The 21,273-nt window shown below is 74.7% G+C and carries 19 protein-coding genes and 1 pseudogene; 9 read left to right on the top strand and 11 right to left on the bottom strand.

Translation table 11 applies throughout. The annotated features are described in order from the left end of the window. The first annotated feature begins 58 nt into the window (after window positions 1-58). Window positions 59-715, top strand: coding sequence for a histidine phosphatase family protein (locus ACZ50K_RS11665; RefSeq protein ID WP_468900824.1), 657 nt, complete (start codon window positions 59-61; stop codon window positions 713-715). A gap of 80 nt (window positions 716-795) precedes the next feature. Further along, on the top strand, window positions 796-2,724 hold the full coding sequence (locus tag ACZ50K_RS11670) for a serine/threonine-protein kinase (protein ID WP_468900826.1): 1,929 nt from the start codon (window positions 796-798) through the stop codon (window positions 2,722-2,724). Window positions 2,725-2,727: 3 nt separating this feature from the next. Here the strand turns inward: ACZ50K_RS11670 and ACZ50K_RS11675 are convergent, their stop codons facing one another. Both ACZ50K_RS11675 and ACZ50K_RS11680 read right to left on the bottom strand, forming a co-directional pair. Next, on the bottom strand, window positions 2,728-5,172 hold the full coding sequence (locus tag ACZ50K_RS11675; protein ID WP_468900828.1) for an excinuclease ABC subunit UvrA: 2,445 nt from the start codon (window positions 5,170-5,172) through the stop codon (window positions 2,728-2,730). A 3-nt stretch (window positions 5,173-5,175) separates the two neighbouring features. Next, a complete protein-coding gene (locus ACZ50K_RS11680) occupies window positions 5,176-6,216 on the bottom strand; it encodes an MsnO8 family LLM class oxidoreductase (protein ID WP_468901189.1) in 1,041 nt (346 codons plus the stop codon). A 71-nt stretch (window positions 6,217-6,287) separates the two neighbouring features. Between ACZ50K_RS11680 and ACZ50K_RS11685 the strand changes: the two genes are divergently transcribed. Then, window positions 6,288-6,785, top strand: a complete 498-nt coding sequence (locus ACZ50K_RS11685) for a phosphatase domain-containing protein (RefSeq protein ID WP_468900830.1) — start codon at window positions 6,288-6,290, stop codon at window positions 6,783-6,785. A gap of 9 nt (window positions 6,786-6,794) precedes the next feature. Here the strand turns inward: ACZ50K_RS11685 and ACZ50K_RS11690 are convergent, their stop codons facing one another. Then, window positions 6,795-7,010: a dodecin gene (locus tag ACZ50K_RS11690; protein WP_468900831.1), complete on the bottom strand. Its 216-nt coding sequence runs from the start codon at window positions 7,008-7,010 to the stop codon at window positions 6,795-6,797. Window positions 7,011-7,190: 180 nt separating this feature from the next. Between ACZ50K_RS11690 and ACZ50K_RS11695 the strand changes: the two genes are divergently transcribed. The 3 genes and pseudogenes from ACZ50K_RS11695 to ACZ50K_RS11705 all read left to right on the top strand — a co-directional run. Next, window positions 7,191-8,453 (top strand): extracellular solute-binding protein, encoded by a 1,263-nt coding sequence (locus ACZ50K_RS11695; RefSeq protein WP_468900833.1) that lies wholly within the window; start codon window positions 7,191-7,193, stop codon window positions 8,451-8,453. A 238-nt stretch (window positions 8,454-8,691) separates the two neighbouring features. Further along, window positions 8,692-9,465: a GNAT family N-acetyltransferase gene (locus ACZ50K_RS11700; RefSeq protein ID WP_468900835.1), complete on the top strand. Its 774-nt coding sequence runs from the start codon at window positions 8,692-8,694 to the stop codon at window positions 9,463-9,465. Continuing rightward, a pseudogene (locus tag ACZ50K_RS11705) lies at window positions 9,462-9,989 on the top strand (lysophospholipid acyltransferase family protein); the annotation flags it as partial. The gene ACZ50K_RS11700 and the pseudogene ACZ50K_RS11705, both read left to right, overlap by 4 nt. A 281-nt stretch (window positions 9,990-10,270) precedes the next feature. Here ACZ50K_RS11705 and egtD read toward each other — a convergent pair. From egtD to ACZ50K_RS11730, 5 genes are all read right to left on the bottom strand, one after another. Then, on the bottom strand, window positions 10,271-11,326 hold the full coding sequence (gene egtD / locus ACZ50K_RS11710) for an L-histidine N(alpha)-methyltransferase (protein ID WP_468900837.1): 1,056 nt from the start codon (window positions 11,324-11,326) through the stop codon (window positions 10,271-10,273). Further along, window positions 11,323-12,099, bottom strand: coding sequence for an ergothioneine biosynthesis protein EgtC (gene egtC / locus ACZ50K_RS11715; RefSeq protein WP_468900840.1), 777 nt, complete (start codon window positions 12,097-12,099; stop codon window positions 11,323-11,325). The genes egtD and egtC overlap by 4 nt, the downstream gene beginning before the upstream one ends. Then, window positions 12,099-13,484 carry an ergothioneine biosynthesis protein EgtB gene (egtB, locus tag ACZ50K_RS11720; protein ID WP_468900842.1) on the bottom strand — a complete coding sequence of 462 codons (1,386 nt, stop codon included), beginning with the start codon at window positions 13,482-13,484 and terminating at the stop codon, window positions 12,099-12,101. The genes egtC and egtB overlap by 1 nt, the downstream gene beginning before the upstream one ends. Further along, window positions 13,481-14,887 carry an ergothioneine biosynthesis glutamate--cysteine ligase EgtA gene (egtA, locus tag ACZ50K_RS11725; protein WP_468900845.1) on the bottom strand — a complete coding sequence of 469 codons (1,407 nt, stop codon included), beginning with the start codon at window positions 14,885-14,887 and terminating at the stop codon, window positions 13,481-13,483. Before egtA ends, egtB begins: the two co-directional genes overlap by 4 nt. Before the next feature lie 327 nt (window positions 14,888-15,214). Continuing rightward, a complete protein-coding gene (locus ACZ50K_RS11730; RefSeq protein WP_468900848.1) occupies window positions 15,215-15,679 on the bottom strand; it encodes a type II toxin-antitoxin system PemK/MazF family toxin in 465 nt (154 codons plus the stop codon). A 210-nt stretch (window positions 15,680-15,889) separates the two neighbouring features. On the opposite strand from ACZ50K_RS11730, the gene ACZ50K_RS11735 reads away from it, so the two are divergent. From ACZ50K_RS11735 to ACZ50K_RS11745, 3 genes are all read left to right on the top strand, one after another. Next, window positions 15,890-16,120 (top strand): hypothetical protein, encoded by a 231-nt coding sequence (locus ACZ50K_RS11735; RefSeq protein WP_468900851.1) that lies wholly within the window; start codon window positions 15,890-15,892, stop codon window positions 16,118-16,120. Further along, a complete protein-coding gene (locus ACZ50K_RS11740) occupies window positions 16,104-16,886 on the top strand; it encodes a hypothetical protein (RefSeq protein ID WP_468900854.1) in 783 nt (260 codons plus the stop codon). The genes ACZ50K_RS11735 and ACZ50K_RS11740 overlap by 17 nt, the downstream gene beginning before the upstream one ends. Window positions 16,887-16,951: 65 nt before the next feature. Further along, on the top strand, window positions 16,952-17,566 hold the full coding sequence (locus ACZ50K_RS11745) for a hypothetical protein (RefSeq protein WP_468900857.1): 615 nt from the start codon (window positions 16,952-16,954) through the stop codon (window positions 17,564-17,566). Window positions 17,567-17,606: 40 nt separating this feature from the next. Here the strand turns inward: ACZ50K_RS11745 and ACZ50K_RS11750 are convergent, their stop codons facing one another. The 3 genes from ACZ50K_RS11750 to ACZ50K_RS11760 all read right to left on the bottom strand — a co-directional run bounded on the left by ACZ50K_RS11750 (window position 17,607) and on the right by ACZ50K_RS11760 (window position 21,223). Beyond that, complete coding sequence (locus ACZ50K_RS11750; protein WP_468901192.1) at window positions 17,607-19,088, bottom strand: amidase; 1,482 nt, start codon at window positions 19,086-19,088, stop codon at window positions 17,607-17,609. Window positions 19,089-19,172: 84 nt separating this feature from the next. Continuing rightward, entirely contained in the window at window positions 19,173-19,868 is a 696-nt protein-coding gene (locus tag ACZ50K_RS11755) for an alpha/beta fold hydrolase (RefSeq protein ID WP_468900860.1), read from the bottom strand. A 68-nt stretch (window positions 19,869-19,936) separates the two neighbouring features. Then, window positions 19,937-21,223 carry an MFS transporter gene (locus tag ACZ50K_RS11760; RefSeq protein ID WP_468900863.1) on the bottom strand — a complete coding sequence of 429 codons (1,287 nt, stop codon included), beginning with the start codon at window positions 21,221-21,223 and terminating at the stop codon, window positions 19,937-19,939. Window positions 21,224-21,273 lie beyond the last annotated feature (50 nt).

The raw sequence follows: 21,273 nt of genomic DNA on the forward strand, positions 1-21,273 counted from the left end.
ACCGCCCCGGCTGTGCCGCGCCCCGGGCCGGGACCGGGGATCGGCGACAGTGAGGGCCATGGCAGACGCACCCTCCCCGGCCGGCCCCCGGCGCCGCACCCTGCTGGCGCTCGCCCCGCTGGCCGCACTCGCCGGAACCGCGGGGCTGGCCGGCTGCTCCGGCGGGGACACCGCCGGTGCTCCCGCCGCCGGCCCCCCGGCACCCGGCAAGGACGCCCTGATCATGCTGATCCGGCACGCCGAACAGCCGCCCCCCGGGGACACCGGGGAGGACGAGGAGGGCAACGAGGACCCGGGCTCGCTGGCCCCCCGCGGCCACCGCCGGGCCGAGGCCCTGCCCCGGCTGTTCGCCCCGGTCGCCGGGGCCCCGCTGCCCCGCCCCGCCGCCCTGTTCGCCCCGGCCGGCCCGCTCGCCCGGTCCCGCCAGACCGTGGCGCACCTCGCCGAGGCCCTGCACCTGCCGGTCCGCGCGGAGATCACGGTCGGCCGGGAGGCCGCCCTGGCCCGCGCCGCCCTCACCCTCCCCTCACCCGTGCTCATCTGCTGGGAGCACACCGGCATCCCGCGTCTGCTGCACGCGCTGGGCGTGGACCGGCAGCCCACCGTGCCGGCCGGCTGGCCGGACCGGCACGACCTGGTGTGGCTGCTGACCCGCCACCAGGGCACCTGGACCTTCCGGGAACTGGGCCAGCGCCTCCTGCCCTCGGACGCCTGAGCGGAGTTGGATACGATCTCGGCTGGTTTTCGGGGCGTCGGCAGGGGTACGGGCTGCCGCGGACAGCGGGATGGTTCCAGATGAGCAGCGCACTGCCGAGCGGCCTCTTCCAGCCGCTCGCACCGTCCGATCCGGCCGAGATCGGCGGCTACCGCCCGGTGGCGGTCCTCGGCACGGGCGGCATGGGCAAGGTGTACCTCTCGTACACCCCCGGCGGCCGGCCGATCGCCCTCAAGGTGATCCGGCCCGAGTTCAGCGAGGACCCCGAGTTCCGGCGCCGGTTCGAGCAGGAGGTGCGCTCCGCGCAGCGGGTGCAGGGCCTCTACACCGCTCCCGTGATCGACTTCGACACCCAGGGCGCACAGCCCTGGCTGGCCACCGCCTACGTGCCCGGCCCCTCGCTGGCGCACGCCGTCGCCCGGCACGGCCGGCTGCCGCTGAGCAGCGTGCTGCTGCTGACCGTCGGCTGCGCCGAGGCCCTGCACGTCATCCACGGGGCCGGGATCGTCCACCGCGACCTCAAGCCCGCCAACGTCCTGCTCGCCTCCGACGGGCCCCGGGTCATCGACTTCGGCATCGCCCGCGCCGCCGACGCCACCGCACTGACCGGCAGCGGAGTCAGCGTCGGCACCCCGGCCTTCATGGCCCCGGAACAGGCCGCGGCCGGCACGGTCACCCCCGCCACCGACATCTTCGCGCTCGGCCAGATCGCGGCCTTCGCCGCCATCGGCGCCCCCGCCTACGGCGACGGATCCTCCCACGCGGTGCTCTACCGGATCGTGCACGAGGACCCCGACCTGAGCGCGCTGCCGGACGGACTCCGGCCGCTGGTCACCCGCTGCCTGAGCCGGGACCCGGCCGACCGCCCGACCCTGCCCGAGATCATCGAGCTGTGCCAGGAGATCTCCCCGGTCCCGCTGCGGCAGGGCGAGGACTGGCTGCCCCGCGAGGTCGCCGGGGCCATCACCGAACGGCTGCGCCTGCCCGAACCGGCGAAGACCCCGCCGCCCGGGCCCGCCGCCGCCCCGGTCCCCACCGAGCTCTCCGCCCCGGCCGGGCACCAGGCGCCCACCCGGGCCGCCGCACCGGGACCCGTACCGCCACCGGGCCCGCCCACGGCACCCCCCGGCTACGGGACGCCCCCGCCGGGCTACGGCACCCCGCCGCCCGGCTACCCGACCGCCGGGCCCGGCCACCCGGCGCCCCGGCCCGGCTATCAGACCCCGCCGCCCGGTTATCAGACCCCGCCTCCCGGCTATCAGACCCCGCCGCCCGGGTACGGGTCCCAGCAGTCCGGCTACCCCACCCCGCCCCCCGGCTTCGGCACCGGCCGGCCCACTCATGTGCCCTACCAGCAGCAGGGGTTCCCGCAGGGCTACCCGCAGCCGCCCAAGCCGAAGCGGACCGGCCTGATCATCGCCGGGGCCGTGGTCGCCTCCCTCATCGGCCTCGCCGTCATCGGCGCCCTGCTGCCCGACGACCCGGACACCGGCGGCGACTCCAGGACCGGCGACACCGCGGCCCGGCAGAGCAAGGGGCCCTCCGGCGAGGCCTCCGGGGACCGGGGGCAGGCGCCGGCCGACCCCCGGCCGGTGGAGCACAAGGGAGTCGACATCACGGCCGGCTACCACGTCATGCTCGCCGACAGCCCGCCCCGACCGGTCAGCGGCGAGGACCGGGGCGGGGTCCTCTACGCCGGCGGAGACCTCTACTTCTACCGCGACTCCCTCTTCGGCACGGAGAAGTTCGGCACGGCCAACGGCAACCTGGTGCTGCTCAACAACTCCCAGAAGGGCTCCCTGGAGACCTGCCGCAAGGAGACCCGCTACACCAAGCAGATCGGTTTCGACCAGCTCACCAAGGGGCAGCAGGTCTGCCTGCTCAGCGATGCCGGACACATCGCGGTGGTGACCTACCGGGGCCGCTCGGGCCCCTCCGATCCCAGCCGCTACATGACCGTGGACATCACGGTCTGGCGCAACGCCGAGGAGCCGAAGGCGAACCGCTGACGCTCAGCCCAGGGCCCGGGCCAGATGCCGGGCCGTACGGCCGTCCCGGGCCGCCGCCACCTCGCGCGGCGGCCCCTGGGCGACCACCCGGCCGCCGTCCTCCCCTCCGCCGGGCCCCAGGTCGACCACCCAGTCGGCGCCGGCCGCCACCGCCATGTCGTGCTCCACGACCACCACCGAGTGCCCGGCGTCCACCAGGGCGTGCAACCGCCCGGACAGCACCTCCACATCGGCCGGGTGCAGTCCGGTGGTCGGCTCGTCCAGCAGGTACAGGGTGTGCTCGCGGCGCAGCCGCTGCAGTTCGGTGGCCAGCTTGATCCGCTGGGCCTCGCCGCCGGACAGTTCGGTGGCCGGCTGCCCCAGCCGCAGATAGCCCAGACCGATGTCCTCCAGGGCCCGCAGACTGCGGGACGCCGCCGGCACCTCGGCGAAGAACCCGGCGGCCGCCTCCACCGTCAGCTCCAGCACCTCGGCGATGTTCAGTCCCCGGTGGCGCACCTGGAGGGTCTCCGCGTTGTACCGGGCGCCCGCGCACTCGGGGCAGGGGGCGTAGGTGGTGGGCAGGAACAGCAGCTCCACCGAGACGAACCCCTCGCCCTGGCAGGTCTCGCAACGGCCGCCGGGCACGTTGAAGGAGAACCGGCCCGCCTTCCAGCCGCGCGCCCGGGCCTCCCCGCCGGCCGCGAACAGCTTCCGGACCACGTCGAACAGCCCGGTGTAGGTGGCCAGGTTGGACCGCGGGGTCCGTCCGATCGGCTTCTGGTCCACCTGCACCAGCCGCCGCACCGGGAACACCCCGCCGCCGTGCCCGCCGTGCCCTTCCGGGCCGTCCTCCCCGCCCGCCGCGATCCGTTCGGCGGCGGCCTCCGCCAGGACGGTCCCCACCAGCGTGGACTTCCCCGAACCGGACACCCCGGTGACCACCGTGAACACCCCGAGAGGGAAGTCCACGGACAGCCCGCGCAGGTTGTTCCGGCGGACCTCGCGCAGCGGCAGCACCCCGGCCGGGGTGCGCACCGGCCGGTCCGGCCGGGCGGGCCGGGGCCGGTCCGCGCACAGGTACCGGGCGGTGGCCGAGTCGGCGCGGGCCGCCAGCCCGGCGGGCGGCCCGCTGTACAGCACCCGGCCGCCGTGCTCCCCGGCCAGCGGTCCCACGTCCACCAGCCAGTCGGCGTGCCGCACCACGTCCAGATGGTGCTCCACCACGAACACGGTGTTCCCGGCGGCCTTGAGCCGGTCCAGGACGCCCAGCAGGGCCTCGGTGTCCTCCGGGTGCAGCCCGGCCGAGGGCTCGTCCAGCACGTAGACCACCCCGAAGAGGCCGGACCGCAGCTGGGTGGCCAGCCGCAGCCGCTGGAGTTCGCCGGGGGAGAGGGTGGGGGCGGTCCGGTCCAGGCTGAGGTAGCCCAGGCCGAGTTCGAGGACCGGACCGATCCGGGACCGCAGGTCCGCGGTGAGGGCGGCCGCCGCCGGTCCCCGCCCCGCCCCGGTGTCCGTACGGTCCGGACCGGCCCCGGACAGTACGGAGTCCAGCGCGGTCAGCGGCAGGGCGGCCAGCTCGGCGATGGTCCGGCCGGCGAAGGTCACCGCGAGCGATTCGGGCCGCAGCCGGCGGCCGGCGCAGTCCGGGCAGGGGGCGTCCGTCAGAAAGGACTCCGCGCGGGCCCGCAGCGCGGCGCTCCTGCTGTCGGCGAAGGTCCGCATCACCCAGCGGTGGGCGCTGGTGTAGGTCCCCTGGTAGGGCCGCTGGATGCGGTCGGCGTCCCGCACCGGGTGCACGGTGACCACCGGCTGCTCCTCGGTGAACAGGATCCACCGGCGGTCCTCGGCGGGCAGCTCCCGCCAGGGCCGGTCCACATCATGGCCGAGGGCCTCCAGGATGTCCCGCAGGTTCTTGCCCTGCCAGGCCCCCGGCCAGGCAGCGACGGCCCCTTGACGGATCGACAGATCCGGGTCCGGGACCAGGAGTTCCTCGCTGGTGCGGTGGATCCGGCCGATGCCGTGGCAGCCGGGGCAGGCCCCGGCGGCGGTGTTGGGGGAGAAGGCGTCGGAGTCCAGCCGGTCCGCGCCGGCCGGGTAGTCGCCGGCCCGGGAGTACAGCATCCGCAGCGAGTTGGAGAGCAGGGTGACGGTGCCCACCGAGGACCGGGTTCCGGGGGCGGAACGCCGCTGCTCCAGGGAGACGGCGGGCGGCAGCCCGGTGATCGAGTCGACCGCCGGGGCGCCGATCTGGTGGATCAGCCGCCGCGCGTAGGGGGCCACGGACTCGAAGTAGCGGCGCTGGGCCTCGGCGTAGACGGTCCCGAAGGCGAGGGAGGACTTGCCGGATCCGGAGACCCCGGTGAACACGGTGAGCGCGTCGCGCGGAACGTCCACGTCCACCCCGCGCAGATTGTGTTCCCGGGCGCCACGGACGCGGATGAACGGGTCGGCGGTGGGCTGGTGCATTCCTCACATTTTAGGGGATCCGGGGGTTCCGTTCGCCGTGTCGCGACGACCTCCCGTCAGCCCGGCGAGGTCCGCGAGCCGGGTGTACGAGTCCAGCAGCGCGGCCCGGTCCCCGGTGGAGGTGGTGACGAGCAGCTCGTCCGCCCCGGTCTCCGCGGCCAGCACCGCCAGCGCCCCGGCCACCTGCCCGGCCGTCCCGTGGATGTGCCCGGCGAGCGCCTTCTCGTACAGCTCCCGCTCCTTGGGGCCCATCGGGATCCGCTCCACCTCCTCGGCGGGCATCAGCGGCGGGAAGCTGCCGTGGGTCCGCGAGTACGCGGCCGACCAGGCCTCGGGGACCAGCAGCCGGCGGGCGGCCTCCTCGGTGGCGGCGACCGCCACCGTGCCCGAGACGACCACCTGGGGCCGGTCGCCCCAGGCCGAGGGGCGGAACTCCGCGCGGTAGGCGCCGATCAGCTCCAGCACCCGCTCCCGGGTCCGGATGTCGCCGACCACCAGCGGCAGCCCGGCCCGGGCCGCGATGCCCGCGCCCTCCCCGGTGGCCAGCACGAAGGCGGGCGGCCGCAGGCCCTCGGCGGGCAGGGCGCGCACCCCGGGATGCGCCTCCTGCCGGCCGTCGAACCAGCCGAGCAGCTCGGCCAGCTGTTCTTCGAAGCCGTCGGCGGCCCCGGTGTCCCGGCCCAGCGCGCGCCGGACCCCGCCGGTGAACCCCACCGACCGGCCCAGTCCCATGTCGATCCGGCCGGGGAAGAGGGACTCCAGCACCCCGAACTGCTCCGCGACCACCAGCGGCCGGTGGTTGGGCAGCATCACCCCGCCGGTGCCCACCCGGATCCGGTCGGTGGCGGCGGCGACCGCGGCGGCCAGTACGGTCGGTGCGGACCCGGCGACCCCGGGCACCCCGTGGTGCTCCGACACCCAGAACCGGTGGTAGCCGAGCCGTTCCGCGTGCCGGGCCAGGGCCACCGTGTCCCGGAGGGCCGTGGGCCCGTCCGAGCCCGCGCGCACCCGCGACCGGTCGAGCAGCGACAGCTTCGGGATCATCGGCTCCATGTGGGTTCCAACGCCGTCCGCCCGAAAGGATTCCCGGACCGCCCGGCGCCTAGGCTGCGGACATGAGCGAATCCAGCCCGAACCGGCGGCCGCTGGCCGTCTTCGACATCGACAACACCCTGGCCGACACCGCGCACCGGCAGCACTTCCTGGAGCGCCGGCCCCGGGACTGGTCGGGGTTCTTCGCCGCGGCCCCGGAGGATCCGCCGCTGGCGCGCGGGGTGGGGCTCGCGGTGGAGCGGGCCGCCGACTGCGAGGTGGTGTACCTGACGGGCCGCCCGGAGCGGTGCCGGGCGGACACCCTGGACTGGCTGGCCCGGCACGGGCTTCCGGAGGGCCGGGTGTGGATGCGCTCCGACTCCGACCGCCGGCCGGCCCGGGTCACCAAGCTGGAGGTGCTCAGGCGGCTCGGGCGGGGCCGGGAGGTGCGGGTGCTGGTGGACGACGACGAGCTGGTCTGCCGGGAGGCCCGGGCCGCCGGGTTCGCCGTACTGCTCGCGGACTGGGCGGGCGAGGCCCCGGAGCTGGAGCGGGCCCAGGAGGACGAGGGCCGCACCTGAGGGTCCCGGTCACTCCTCGCCGTCGAGGCGGAAGCCCACCTTCATGCCGACCTGGTAGTGCGCGATCTCGCCGTTCTCGACGTGTCCGCGTACCTGGACGACCTCGAACCAGTCCAGGTTCCGGACCGTCTGGCCGGCCCGGGCGATCCCGTTGCGGATCGCCTGGTCGACGCCCTCGTGGGAGGTGCCGACGATCTCGGTGACGCGGTAGGTGTGGTTCGACATGGGGGGCTCCGGAAGGGGTCGCTTCATTCGTGGCTTCATCCGTACCTTGTTCTACGGTGCCCCAGTACGTCCCGGTCCGCGAGATATGGGCAGAGAATTCACGGAGTCAGCCCCTTGATCCGGCACTTGGTCTATGCCAATTTCAAGCCATCTCGTGTTCGACCCCAGAAGGTGACCTTCGTGAAGATGCGCTTCCTCGCCGCGTGTACCGCCCTTGCCGCAGCGGCCTCCCTGACCGCCTGCGGTGCGCTGCCCGGATCCGGCAAGGGGTCCGAACAGGTGACGCTCTGGCTGATGAAGGGCAGTGCCTCGGACGAGTTCATCAAGAAGTTCACGGCCAGCTACGAGGAGGAGCACCCCGAGGTCGACCTCCAGGTCAAGATCCAGGAATGGACCGGTATCGGGGAGAAGGTCAACGGGGTCCTCAAGGGCACCGGCCCGGACAGCGCCGATGTGATCGAGGTCGGCAACACCCAGGTCGCCCAGTACATCGAGACCGGCGGCCTCTCCGAGGTCACCCTGGAGGGCCTGCGCGACTGGGGCAGCCGGGAGTGGCTCAAGGGACTCTCCGAGCCGGGCAACTTCAACGGCGCCCAGTTCGGCGTCCCCTGGTACGCCGCCAACCGCGTGGTGATCTACAACAAGGACCTGTTCGAGGCGGCCGGGCTCAAGGACCTGCCCAAGACCCGCCAGGAATGGCTGTCCGACACCAAGAAGCTCGACAAGGGCGACCAGCAGGGCATCTACCTGCCCGGCCAGAACTGGTACGTGCTCGCCGGGTTCATCTGGGACGAGGGCGGCGAGCTCGCCGTCGAGGGCGGCGGCGTGTGGACCGGGGCCCTCGACACCGAGGAGGCCCTGGCCGGCATGGACTTCTACAAGGAGCTCCACCTGCTCGGCGACGGCCCGGCCGGCGCCGACGAGGAGACGCCTCCGCAGACCGAGGTGTTCGCCCGCGGCCAGGTCGCCCAGATCATCGGCACCCCCGGCCAGGTCGCCGAGATCGAGGCCGCCAACCCGGCCCTCAAGGGCCGGCTCGGGTTCTTCCCGATACCCGGCAAGACCGCCGCGAAGCCCGGCGCCGTGTTCACCGGCGGCTCCGACCTGATCATCCCGGAGAACACCCCGAACCGGCGGGGCGCCATCGACGTGATCACCGCCCTGGTGAGCGAGAAGTGGCAGACCGAACTCGCCACCACCATGAGCTACGTGCCCAACAAGACCAGCCTGGCCCACGTGGTGCAGAGCAACCCCGGCGCCACCGTGATGACCTTCGGCGCCGCCCAGGGCCGGGCCACCCCCACCTCGCCCCGCTGGGCCGAGGTGGAGGCCAAGAACCCGATCAAGCCGTACATGACGGCGGTGCTCGACGGCTCCGACCCCAAGCAGGCCGCCAAGGCCGCCTCCGACACCATCAGCAAGGTGCTCAGCTCGGACCGCTGAGGCATTCGGGGACCGGGGAACCGGGGGCGACGGGGGTGACGGGGTGACGGGGGTTCGAGGGGCGCCCGGGGGAGAGGGTTACGGCCGAGCGAATCCGGCCATTCAGCGTTCCCACATCCCCGGGCCGCCGACCGGTCATGTCGAATCCAGCCGGTCACGGAACAAGTGAGGGGGGAGCCCGGCCGCACGCCAGGGGCCGGGCTCCCGCCCCGATCCGTTCCGGCCCAGGAGCCCCGCCGTGACCATCGCCCCGCTCTCCCCCCACCAGCCGTCCACCGCCCTCGCCCCCCGCTACGCCGTCCGCCTCGCCCGCGACGAGGCCGAGGTCCGGGCCGCCCAGCGGCTGCGCCACCAGGTCTTCGCCGGAGAGCTCGGCGCCACCCTGGAAGGACCGGAGCCCGGACTGGACTCCGACGCCTTCGACGCCTACTGCGACCACCTCCTCGTCATCGAGGAGGAGACCGAACAGGTGGTCGGCACCTACCGGCTGCTGCCGCCCGGACGGGCCGCCGTCGCCGGCCGGCTCTACTCCGACGGGGAGTTCGACCTCCGCGCCCTCGACCCGATCCGCTCCGACCTGGTCGAGGTCGGCCGGTCCTGCGTGCACCCCGCCCACCGCAACGGCGCCGTCATCGCCCTGATCTGGGCCGGCCTGGCCCGCTACATGGAACGCACCGGCCACAACTGGCTGGCCGGCTGCTGCTCCGTCCCGCTCGCCGACGGCGGCACCCTCGCCGCCGCCACCCGCGAGACGGTCCTGGCCCGCAACCTCGCCCCCGAGGAGTACCGGGTCACCCCGCACCGCCCCTGGACCCCCTCGGTCCCGGCCCCCGCCGAACGCCTCGAACTCCCGCCGCTGCTCCGCGGCTACCTCCGGCTCGGCGCCTGGGTCTGCGGGGAACCCGCCCTGGACCTCGAATTCGGCTGCGCCGACCTCTACGTACTGCTGTCGCTGCGCCGCACCAACCCCCGCTACCTCAAGCACTTCCTCTCGCTCGCCCCGGCCGCATGAGCGCCTGGCTGCCCGTCTCCCCCTGCACCCCCGCGGCCTGTGCCGGGCACCCCGGCCCCGCCGCGGGCGTCCCGCGCGCGGTCCTGCGGATCGCCGCGGCCCTCGCCCTGTTCCTGCTGGGCATCCTGGCCACCGCACCGGTACGGCTGCTGCCGCCCGGCCCCCGGCACCGGCTGGTCCGGGGCTGGGCCACCGCCCTGCTGGGGTCCCTCGGCGTCCGGGTCACCGTGCACGGCGGCACCGGCCCGGCCGGCGGCCGGCTGCTCGTCGCCAACCACGTCTCCTGGCTCGACATCCCGCTGGTCGCCGCCGCACTGCCCGGCCGGATGCTCGCCAAGGGCGAGATCGGACGCTGGCCGGTGCTGGGCCCGATCGCCGCCCGGTCCGGCACCCTGTTCATCGAACGGGACCGCATCCGGGCCCTGCCCGGCACCGTGGCGGCACTGACCGAGGCCCTGCTGCACGGGGACCGGGTGATCGTGTTCCCCGAGGGCAGCACCTGGTGCGGGCGCGCCCAGGGCCACTTCCGGCGGGCGGTGTTCCAGGCCGCCCTCGACGCCCGGGTCCCCGTCCAGCCCGTCCACCTCGCCTACCGGCTGGCCGACGGGCGGACCGCCGGAGCGCCCGCCTTCGTCGGCGACGACCCGCTCACCGGCTCGCTCTGGCGGATCGCCCGGGCCCGCGGGATCCGGGCCGAGGTCAGCCTGCTGCCGCGGATCCCGGCCGGCCGGCACCCCGACCGGCGGGCCCTCACCGGGGCCGCCCAGGCGGCGGTGGCGGCCGCCGCCGGGGTCCCCTTCCTCCGCTACCCGGCCTCGCCACCCGACCCGGCGGCCCCCGCCGTACCGGCCGTACCGGCCGCACGGGCCGCGCCGCCGGCCTCGGGCATCAGTCCGGGCCCGTCCGCGACCGACAGCGACAGCGCGAACCGGCCCGCCGCGTCCGTCCACCACTGGACCAGTTCCAGCCCGGCCCCGGCCAGTTCCTCCCGCACCCCCTCCTGACGGAACTTCGCGGAGACCTCGGTGAGGATCTCCTCGCCCTCCTCGAACGACACCACCAGGTCCAGGGCCCGGACCTTCACCGTGAGCTCCGAGCGGGCCCGCAGCCGCATCTCGATCCACTCCCGCTCGGCGTTCCACCGCGCCACGTGCTCGAAGTCCTGGGTGCGGAAGTCCGCGTCCAGCTCCCGGTCGATCACCGCCAGCACATTGCGGTTGAACTCCGCCGTCACCCCCTGGCTGTCGTCGTAGGCGGCGACCAGCACCGACTCCTCCTTCACCAGGTCGGTGCCCAGCAGCAGCGCGTCACCGGGAGACAGCATCGCCCGGACCGAGCGAAGGAACTCGGACCGCTCGGCCGGCAACAGATTCCCGATGGTGCCGCCCAGGAACACCACCAGCCGGGGCCCGGGGGTGTCCGGCAGCTGCAGCGGACGGGTGAAGTCCGCCAGCAGGGCGTGCACCCGCAGCCCCGGCTGCTCCGCCAGCAGGGTCCGGGCGGCACCCGCGAGGGCGCTCTCGCTCACGTCCACCGGGACGTACGTGTCCAGGGCCGGCAGCGCCTCGATCAGGTGCCGGGTCTTCTCCGAGGACCCGGACCCCAGCTCCACCAGGGTCCGCGCCCCGCTCTCGGCGGCGATCTCCCGGGCCCGTTCCAGCAGGATCTCCCGCTCGGCCCGGGTCGGGTAGTACTCGGGCAGCCGGGTGATCTCCTCGAACAGCTCGCTGCCGCGGCTGTCGTAGAACCACTTGGGCGGCAGCACCTTGGGGGTGCTGCCCAGCCCCCTGAGCACATCGGTGCGCAGCGCCGACCCGGCGGCGCGCTCGTCCAGGGTGCGGGTCAACCGGAAGTCACTCACGCCAGGTTCTCCTTGAGCGGGGTCAGGGCCACCCGGGTCCGGGAAGCGGTCAGCAGGGTCCGGTCCGGCACCTCGCACCAGCGCGGATCCTCGTCGTACGGTTCGGAGGCCACCACGGTCCGGCCGCCGTCCGGGGCCGCCGGCTCGGCCAGGTACCAGAGCGAGTCCCCCCAGGCCGTCGCGGCGATCGCCTCGCCGTCGGTGAGCAGCAGGTTCAGCCGGGAGCCCGGGGCGGCGGCGGCCAGCTCGGCGACCGGGCCGGCCAGCGCCTCCCCGGGATCCGCGCCGGCCCGCAGCCGGTCCAGGACCAGCGCCCAGACGAGCGCCGAGTCGGTGCGGGCGGCCAGCTCCAGCAGGGCCCGGGGCGGCAGCGCCGCCGCCGGGCCGTCCGGTCCGGCCACCGAGTCCGGCCAGTTCCGCAGCGCCCCGTTGTGGCTGAACAGCCAGCGCCCGCCGGCGAAGGGCGCGGCGGCCGCCTCCCCGTCCGCGCCGGGCTCGGTGGCGTCGCGTACGGCGGCCAGCACGGCCCCGCTGCGGACCACCCGGGCCAGATCGGTGAAGCCGGGGTCCGCCCACACCGGTCCGGCCCGCCGGTAGCGGGCCGGCACCGGATCGCCGGAGGCGTACCAGCCGATCCCGAACCCGTCGGCGTTGACCGTGCCGAACCGCTGCCGGCGCGGTGCCCAGGACTGCCGGACCAGACCGTGCGGCGGATCGGTCAGCACCTTCCCCAGGTGCACCGGCGGTCCCACATAGGCGAGATGACGGCACATCAGGCGTCCCTCGCGGTCCGGAACCCGGAGAAGATCTGCCGGCGCACCGGCAGGTCCCAGTTCCGGAAGGTGCCCCGGCAGGCCGCCGGGTCCACCGCGAAGGAACCGCCCCGCAGCACCTTGTGCGCGGGACCGAAGAACACCTCGGAGTACTCCCGGTACGGGAAGGCCCGGAACCCGGGGTAGGGCAGGAAGTCGCTGGAGGTCCACTCCCACACGTCGCCGATCAGCTGCCGCACGCCCAGCGCCGACGCCCCGGCCGGGTAGCTGCCCGCGCGGGCCGGCCGCAGATGGCGCTGGCCCAGGTTGGCGTGTTCCGGGGTGGGGTCGGCGTCCCCCCACGGGTAGCGGGTGGACCGGCCGCTCACCGGGTCGTGGCGGGCGGCCTTCTCCCACTCCTCCTCGGTGGGCAGCCGGCGGCCGGCCCAGCGGGCCCAGGCGTCCGCCTCGTACCAGCTGACGTGCAGCACCGGCTCCTCGGGCGGCACCGGCTCGGTGACCCCGAACCGGCGGCGCAGCCACTGGCCGCCCTCGCGGTGCCAGAACAGCGGGGCGCCGATTGTGTGCCGCCGCACCTGCTCCCAGCCCTCGGCGGCCCACCAGCGGGGTTCGCGGTAGCCGCCGTCCTCGATGAACGCGGCGAAGGCGGCGTTGGTGACCGGGACGGTGTCGATGTGGAACGGCCCGGTCTCCCGCCGGTGGGCCGGCCGCTCGTTGTCCAGCGCCCAGGGCTCGGTGGAGGTTCCCATGGTGAACGGGCCGCCGGGGACGAGGACTTCGGCGGAGGACGGCGGATCGTAGGGGGCCGCCGGCTCGGGCGCCGCCAGGACCGGCGGGCCCGACCGGAGCTGATGGGTGATCAGCATGGTCTCGTCGTGCTGCTGTTCGTGCTGGGCGATCATGCCGAAGGCGAATCCGCCGTCGAGGAGCTCCGAGCCCTCCAGCGGTGTGCTCTCCAGCAGATCCAGGACCCGGCCGCGGACCTCGGCGGCATAGCGGCGGGCCTCCGCGGGCCCCAGCAGCGGCAGCCCGGGCCGCTCGGCCCGGGGATGCCGGAAGGCGTCGTACATCGGGTCGATGTCCGGGCGCAGCGGGTCCGCCCCGGCGACCCGCCGGAGCAGCCACAGCTCCTCCTGGTTGCCGATGTGCGCCAGGTCCCAGACCAGCGGGGACATCAGCGGCGAGTGCTGGGCCCTGAGGTCGGGCTCGGACACCGGGTCGGTGAGCCCGGCGGTCCGCGCCCGCGCGGCGGTGAGCGCCCCGTACGCGCGCTCCCGCGGGTCGGCGCTGTCGTGCGGGGGCCGGACGGGCGGGGTCTGCCCGTCCGGCGTCGGGTCGTCCGGCGTCGGGTCGTACGGCGTCGGGCCCTGCTGTCCGGTGCTCATGCGCCCGACCCCCTCGTCAGGGCGGCCGCCGGTGGTGCCGCCGGCCGGGGATCGTCGGCGGGGCAGCGCCCGCGCAGCACATGGCGCTCGGTGAACGCCCCGACGGCGTCCTGGATCCGGCGGGAGGCGCCCAGCCGGGGCAGGGCCGCGGCCGCCGCCCGGAAGCAGGTCACGGCCGCCGACCGCAGCTCGGGATCGGCCGGGCCGTAGCGGGCGGCCGTCCGCCAGAGCGGATTGCGCGGCGCCGGCTCGGTGCCGTACGTGTCGGCCAGGCCCTTCACCGCCCGGTAGGCGGTCTCCGAGGCCTCCGGATCGTCGAACAGGGCGTGCACCACGGCGGCCGGCACCAGCCAGCCGTCCGGCCCGGGCTGGGCGTCGATCATCCGCAGTTCCAGGTGCCCGCGCGGCCGGACCGGCGGGAAGAGGGTGGTCAGGTGGTAGTCCAGATCGGCCCGGGTGGGCGGCCGGGGGCCGCCACCGCGGAGCCAGTCGCGGAAGGTCAGCGGCTGCCCGACCGACCAGTCCGGGCCGTCGTCGGCCGGCCGCAGACACATCAGCTCGGTGTCCAGGGCGTGCCGCGCCCAGGCCTCCCGGGGCTCTCCGGTCAGCGGCGGGGCGAGGGTGCGGCGCGGGTCCAGGTCCGCCCACACGCCCTGCCGGGCGCACCGCCAGCCGTGGTAGCGGCCGCCGACACCGGGGGAGTTGGCGAAGGCCGAGACCAGGACGGCGCCCAGCAGATGGGCCAACAGCCAGCGCCGGCCCTGGCCGAAGGGGCCGGGCTCGGCGTTCCCCGCGTCCACGCAGACCTGCACCGAGGCGGACCCGCACATCATGGCCCGGCCGCCCGGACCGGTCCGGTCCAGACAGGCCTCCATGGCCTCGTAGCGGGGGCTGCGCAGCATCCGGCGCAGGGGCCGCCGGGGGTCGAGCCCGCCGCCGCCGAGGAACAGGCCGCGCTCGCCCAGGACCGCCCGTACGGCGTCCAGATCGGCCTGGAGGCCGTCCACGCACTCCGTCAGCGAGGCGGCGGGGGCCGAGCTGAGCTCCAGCTGTCCGCCGGGCTCGGTGGTGAACCGGGAGCGCAGCGGGAGGGCTCCGGCCGCCTCCAGGGCGGCTTCGAGCCGGTCGGGCGCCAGCGGCCGGGCGGGCCGTTCGGCGTCCAGTACGTACCATTCGAGCTCTGCTCCGACCAGGCGAGGCGGCCCGGTCTTGAAACATATCCCGTGGATCAGCGCCTCCGCCTCGGGCTCGGTGAGCGGGGCGGGCGGACTGACCGGGGGGTGCCCGCCGTGCGGGTCGTCCGCGGCGTCCGGTGCCACGGCCGGAACGGCGGCCGGCGGGCAGGGGGCGAGCTGGGGGACTGGCGTGCTCTGGGGGTTCGGTGCGGGCGAATGCCTGGGCATGACCGGATCCCTTTCTCCCGTCGTGCGGTACGAGGTCACCCGTGCGCCTACCCGTCCGTGTCGGGCCGCGAATCGTCTGTTCCCGGCGATGGCAGGAAATAGGACGTGATCGGGACGGTGGGCCGAGCTCGCCGCCGCCATGGCGGAAGCCAAGGCCGGAACCACACTATATTGACCAAACCGGGTCATTCCAGACAGGGGGCCCCGCACTGCTCCCTTCGGGACGTCCGCCCAGGTCACGGGCGGCATCGGCACCTCCGCCGCCCGCCGGCTCACGCACGGCGGGCGGCATACCGGATCCGGCCCCGGCCCGGCGGCCGGGCGGGGTCACTGCCAGCCGTACCGCTCCCGCAGCCGGTCCACGACCAGCTGGAACCGGCCGCGGTCCAGCGCGCAGGCCTCCCGCCGCATCCCCGTCTCGTGCACCCGCAGGACCCGGTCCACGTCCACCCAGGACTCCCGGCCCGCCGCGTCCCACGGACCCGTCCCGATCGGCACCCACTCGCGGTCGTGGTCGTGCCGCTTGCTGGACAGCTGCACGGCCAGCACCGTCCGGCCGCCCGGCTCCCGCGCCACCACCAGCACCGGCCGGTCCTTCCCCCGCCCGTCGTTCTCCTCGTAGGGCACGAAGGTCCACACGATCTCCCCCGGATCGGGGTCCCCGTCCTTGTCCGGCGCGTACTCGGTGCGCACCGGGCCGATCGCCCGCGGGTCCGCCTCGGCGGTGGCGTGGGGCCCGCTCCGCCCGGGCTGGTCGAGACGGCCGTTGTCCTGATGCGAAAGAGCTGTCATCCGGCGGAGGGTACTGGGTTCGGCCGCCCCGGCGGGGCTGTGACGTGTCTCACGGGCCCGGATCCGCTGCCCGATACACACAACGCCCTGATGAGGGACTTTCCCGGCCACCCGGCTTTTCATGATCGAAAGCCGCAACCCGCCGGAAACCAGCGCTCCTTCGGCGTGCCAGAATCCGGCCATGACCACTCGGGGACAAGGAGTGCTGCCATGACCCAGGCCAAAGCCATCCTGATCGCCGCCGGAATCACCGCGGCCGCCGCCATCATCGCGGGGTTCCTCACCGGGTTCTTCGGCGGGGGAGACACCAACTCCTGCAAGAACGAACAGCAGGCCGTGCAGAACTGCGGCAAGGACAACCACATCACCGTCGGCACGGCGCCCTCGGCCTCCACGACCCCGACGGCCACCCCCGGGGCCACCGGTGCCCCGGGCAACTGAGCGGCCCGCCGCGGGAGCGGCGGCCGGGCTGGCCGCCCTCTTCCTGGCCCTGGCCGCGCTGACCGGCTGCACCACCAACCAGTGCGTGAACACCTACAACTGCGGCGAGGACAACACCTACAGCGAGCAGAACGGCGCCCCCGCCCGGACCGCGGAGCCGCCGCCCGCGCCGGACACCTCCCCGACCCCTCCGGCCGAGCGGGCGGAGATCCCCTCCGGGGTCGGCGCGGCGGACCCCCGGGACCCGACCGGCGGGGCGGAGGAGCAGGAAGTCCCCAGCGGCGTGGGGACGTCGGGGCCCTTCCCGCTCACCGGACTCACCACGGGCCAGGTCTCCCCGTCGGACACCAGAATCGACGAGGTCGCCGAGGTGAACGGCCGCCCGTACGCCCACAGCATCACCTTCGTCTGCCATGACTACTGCAACAACTCCCAAGGGGAGAAGCCGCAGAGCGAGGTCTCCTTCACGCTCGGCGGCCACTACCGGACGCTGTCCCTGAAGATGGCCGTCCTCGACTCCGGAGACGACGACGAGGAGGGGACCTTCGAGATCCAGCTGGACGGAGCCTCCCAGGGTGTGCAGCAGGTGCGGCAGGGAAAGGTCGAGAAGCGCGAGCTGAAGGTGACCGGGGTCCAGCGGGTGAAGCTCATCGCCTACCGGCCGGGCACCGTGGCCAACGCCCTGAGGGCCGGCGCCAACATGGCCGGCGGGCCCCGTAACATCGTGCCGAGCCTGGCCTGGCTCAGCCCGGAACTGCGCCGCTGAGGCGTCCCACCACGACGACGACCTCCACGGCCTCCACGTCCCCTTCTCCGCCCGGAGCGACCCGAATGACCACCACGCTCCCCGAGGGCGCCCCGCCCCGGGGGCGGGCGGCCTCCGCCTTGGCGGCGCTGGGCACCGACCCGCTCCAACCGCGAAGCTGGATCGTCGCCGTGGCCCTGCTCGTCGGCGGACACGCCGACGGTGCGACCGGCGCGGGCTGGGGGCTCGCCGCCGCCCTGTTCTGCGGGGTGGTCCCGGTGCTGTGGATCAAGTGGGGCCAGCGGCGCGGCCGTTGGGCGGACCGGCACGTACGCCGCCGCCAGGACCGGCTGATCGTCCTCCCCGGGGTCATCCTCTCCGTGGCCGCCTGTCTGACCCTGATGCTGGTCGGCGGCGCGCCACCGGAGATGGCCGCCCTCGTCCTGGCCATGCTCGCCACCCTGTGCGCGATCCTCGCCATCACCACGGTGTGGAAGATCAGCGTGCACACGGCCGTGTCCGCCGGGGCCACCGCGATGCTCGCCCTCACCTGCGGACCGTGGGCGCTGGCCGCCGGACCCCTGGTCGCCCTGGTCGGCTGGTCCCGGGTCGTCCTCCGCGACCACACCCCGGCCCAGGCCCTCGCCGGCGCAGCCCTGGGCGCGACCCTCGCCGGGGCGGTCTTCGGCCCGCTGCGCTGACCCGGGCGGCGCCGGCCCCGTATACGGGGCCGGGCCGTTCTCAGGCAGCTGCGCCGGACGGGGTGGCGGAAGGGGTGGCGGTCCGCCAGCCCGAGGGCCATCGGTCGGCCCATCCCAGCTCCGCCTCCAGCTGGGCGGCCAGGGAGACCAGCAGGGGCTCGGAGTCGCCGGCGCCCAGCAGCTGGGCGCCCAGCGGCAGCCCGTCCGGGGTGAAGCCCGCGGGCACGTTGACCCCCGGCCAGCCCAGGACGTTCCAGGTCCAGGCGTACGGGCAGGCGGCGATCATCGTCCGGTCCGTGGCCAGCGAACCCAGGCCGGTCAGGGAGCCGATCGGGAGCGGACCGGTGGCCGTGGTCGGGGTGAGGAGCACGTCGTAGCGGCCGAACAGCTCGCCGATCCGGTGCCGCAGCATCGGCTCCGCCCGCCGGGCGGCCCGCAGGGCGACCCCGCCCAGCAGCCGGCCGTTGCGCGCCGATCCGTGCGTCCGCGGATCCAGCAGCGCCGGATCCGGCACCCGGGACGCCCACTCGCGGACCCCGCTCAGCGCCCGGGGCACGAAGGCCAGCCCGATCTGCCCGTACCGCGGATCCTCCTCGATCACCTCGTGGCCCAGCCCGGCCAGCCGTTCCGCCAGCCGCTCCACCGCCGAACGCACCACCGGATCCAGGGTCTTGGGGGTGGCCGTGAACGGCATGCGGAAGGACAGCGCGATCCGCAGCCGCCGGGGCGGCCCCTCGGCCGCCGCCCGTACCGCCGAGACCGGGGCCGGCCGGTGCAGGTCCCCGGGGTGTTGGCCGCTCGCCGAGTCCAGCAGGAGCGCGGCGTCCGCGACCGTCCGGGCCAGCACCCCGTTCACGGTCAGGCCGCGGAAGGACTCCGGGTCGGGCCAGGTGGAGATCCGCCCGCGCTGGGGTTTGATCCCCACCAGATGGGTCCAGGCGGCCGGGATACGGACCGAGCCCGCCCCGTCGGAACCGAGCGCGGCCGGCACCAGCCCGGCGGCCACCGCAGCGGCCGAACCCCCCGAGGAACCCCCGGGCGTCCGGCCGGTGTTCCACGGATTGCGGGTACTTCCGAAGGCGGGCCCCTCGGTGACGGGCCACTGCCCCAGCTCCGGACTGGTGGTCTTCCCGACGATGACCGCACCGGCCGCCCGCAGCCGCCGGACCGCCTCGCTGTCGGTCCGCTTGGGCGGGAAGTCCCCGGCGCAGCCGAACGCGGTCGGCTCTCCGGCCACGTCCATGTCGTCCTTGACGGCCACCGGCACGCCCAGCAGCGGCAGCCGCTCCCCGGCGGCCAGCCGCCGGTCGGCCTCCTCGGCCTCGGCGAGCGCAGCCTCGGCCCGGACCACCCGGAAGGCGTTCAGCCGGGGCTGTGCCTCCAGTACGCGGTGCAGCGTCTCCTCCGCCAACCGCCGTGCGGAAACCTCCCCTTCGGCGAGCCGCCGGGCCGTGACCACCAGCCCCTCGGAGGCGGGCGGCGCGCCGGCCGGGCGCGTGGTGCTCGTGGTGCTCGTCGGCATCGGGCCTGCGGACACGGAACCCTCCCCGTTACTCGTCGGTAAGACGACGGTATCGGGGAGGACTCGGCGTCTGCTAGAGCCTGATCACAGCCAGCCTTCCAGAGAACTCATGAATCCCTCGAAGTCGTCCCGGTGGATGGTGTGACCGGCCCCCGGCACCGAACGGACCTCGAAACCGCGGTCCTTGAGGATCACGGCCCGCTCCTCGGAGATCAGGAAGCTGGGGCCGGCCAGCTGCACCAGCGAGGGCACCACCGGCGCGACCGGCATGAAGTCCGTGCCGAACAGCGGCCCCAGACCGAGCGCGGTCCCCTCGTCCCAGGCGGCCAGGGTCTCCAGCTCGATGTCCACGTCGGCGTCCTCCCAGCGCGGGTTCATCGCCCGGACCTGCTCCCGGGGCGCCGACTTGAACCGGGCGAACACCTCGGGCCCGAAACCCTCCTCGGAGCTCGCCAGATGCCAGGCCGGATCGGAGAACACCGCGCGCCGCGGCTTCAGCCGCTCCACGGCCAGCGCCAGGGTCAGACCGCCCAGCGAATGCCCGATGGCGAGCTCCGCGCCCGCGGGCAGGGTCTCGACCACGTCGTCCGCGAAGATCTGCGGGCTGTACTCGCCCCGCCCGCTGGCACCGTGGCCGCGCAGGTCCACGGCGATCGCGCGGTAGCCGCGCTCGGCGAGGGCCGGACCGACCCGGCGCCAGGTGCGGTGGTCGGCCATGATGCCGTGGATCAGCAGGGCGACCCGGTCGCCCTCTCCCCAGGTGTGGGTGTGCAGTCGCACGTCGTACCTCTTTCGGTTCGGTCGGTTCGGTGGGAGATGCGGCAGGAGGGGGTAGGGTGCCGGGCGGATCAGCGCACGGAGCGGATCGGCTTGACCGCCAGCGCGCCCGCCACCGACAGGACCGCGGCCAGCACGAAGAGGGCGGTGTAGCCGCTGCTCGCCGACACCACCAGCGAGGCGATGAACGGGGCGACGATCTGCGGTCCGGCGTTGGCGATGTTCAGTACGCCCATGTCCCGGGCCGCGTCCTCGGCCTTCGGCAGCACCATGGTCACCAGGGCGGTGTCCACCGCCATGTAGCAGCCGAAGCCCAGGCCGTTGACCACGGCGAACACCAGCATCGAGGTCCAGCTGGTCGACACCGCGGGGATCAGCAGGGCCAGGGCCGACAGCAGGGCCGAGGCGCCGACGAACAGCTTCCGGCGGTCGTACCTGTCGGAGAGCCAGCCGCCCAGCACCGTGGAGACCACCATGGCCACACTGGTCAGCGGCATCAGCACGGCCACCGCCTCCTCGGGCTTCATGCCCTCCGGCAGCGCCGTGTGGTCCTGGAGGATGTACAGCTGGTAGCCGCTCACCGCGAAGTAGCCGAGCACCAGCAGGGCGCGCCCGATGAAGGCCCAGCGGAAGTCGTGGTCCCGCAGGGCCCCGGCGAAGGCGGCCAGCTGCTCCCGGACGGGCATGGGGGCGCGGGCCGGGCGCCGCTCCTCGCGGGTGCAGGCGGTGAACAGCACGGCGGCGGCCGCGATGATCGCGCCGAACACCAGGTATCCGGTGCGGTAGTCCTCCGCGTACGCGGCGCCGAGCAGTGCCCCGAGGGTGGAGCCGAAGGGGAGGCCGAGGCCGACCGCGGCGGAGGCCTTGCCGCGTGCGCCCAGCGGGACCCGGTCGGGGACCACCGAGGTGATGGCGGCCTGGTAGACGTTCATCACGGCCTGGCCGAGGCACCAGGCGATCATGATCAGCAGGATGGTGTCGGCGTAGCCGAGCAGCACCATGGCCGGGATGGCGGCCAGGCCGCCGCCCAGGATCCAGGGGTTGCGCCGTCCGCTGCGGTCGGACAGGGCGCCGGCCACCGGGTTGAAGACCGTGGCGAAGATCGCCGAGACCCCCGCGATCAGGCCGAAGTTGGCGACCTTCTCGGCCGGGTCGACATCTTCGACCTGGAGCGCGAGCAGCACCCCGGCCACTCCGATGTAGAGGGAGTACATGGCGGTGTTGCCGATGAGCAGCAGGGGGAGCAGGCCGCGTCCGGGGGTGGTCGGGGAGGGAGGGGCGGGGGAGGCGGTGGGGCCGGACGCGTCCGGGCCGGTGGGGGCGGCGGTGCCGTTGGGGCCGGGGGAGGAAAGGGCCACGGTGCCCTCCAGGGCGGTTTCTGGAACGAGCGGATGAGGGGTGGAGGGGG

The organism is Streptomyces sp. NPDC033845 (assembly GCF_055576225.1).

Coding starts and splice junctions, on each gene's coding strand:
- ACZ50K_RS11665 (WP_468900824.1), top strand. CDS start 59: ATGGCAGACGCACCCTCCCCGGCCGGCCCCCGGCGCCGCACCCTGCTG.
- ACZ50K_RS11670 (WP_468900826.1), top strand. CDS start 796: ATGAGCAGCGCACTGCCGAGCGGCCTCTTCCAGCCGCTCGCACCGTCC.
- ACZ50K_RS11675 (WP_468900828.1), bottom strand. CDS start 5,172: ATGCACCAGCCCACCGCCGACCCGTTCATCCGCGTCCGTGGCGCCCGG.
- ACZ50K_RS11680 (WP_468901189.1), bottom strand. CDS start 6,216: ATGATCCCGAAGCTGTCGCTGCTCGACCGGTCGCGGGTGCGCGCGGGC.
- ACZ50K_RS11685 (WP_468900830.1), top strand. CDS start 6,288: ATGAGCGAATCCAGCCCGAACCGGCGGCCGCTGGCCGTCTTCGACATC.
- ACZ50K_RS11690 (WP_468900831.1), bottom strand. CDS start 7,010: ATGTCGAACCACACCTACCGCGTCACCGAGATCGTCGGCACCTCCCAC.
- egtC (WP_468900840.1), bottom strand. CDS start 12,099: ATGTGCCGTCATCTCGCCTATGTGGGACCGCCGGTGCACCTGGGGAAG.
- egtB (WP_468900842.1), bottom strand. CDS start 13,484: ATGAGCACCGGACAGCAGGGCCCGACGCCGTACGACCCGACGCCGGAC.
- egtA (WP_468900845.1), bottom strand. CDS start 14,887: ATGCCCAGGCATTCGCCCGCACCGAACCCCCAGAGCACGCCAGTCCCC.
- ACZ50K_RS11730 (WP_468900848.1), bottom strand. CDS start 15,679: ATGACAGCTCTTTCGCATCAGGACAACGGCCGTCTCGACCAGCCCGGG.
- ACZ50K_RS11735 (WP_468900851.1), top strand. CDS start 15,890: ATGACCCAGGCCAAAGCCATCCTGATCGCCGCCGGAATCACCGCGGCC.
- ACZ50K_RS11745 (WP_468900857.1), top strand. CDS start 16,952: ATGACCACCACGCTCCCCGAGGGCGCCCCGCCCCGGGGGCGGGCGGCC.
- ACZ50K_RS11750 (WP_468901192.1), bottom strand. CDS start 19,088: ATGCCGACGAGCACCACGAGCACCACGCGCCCGGCCGGCGCGCCGCCC.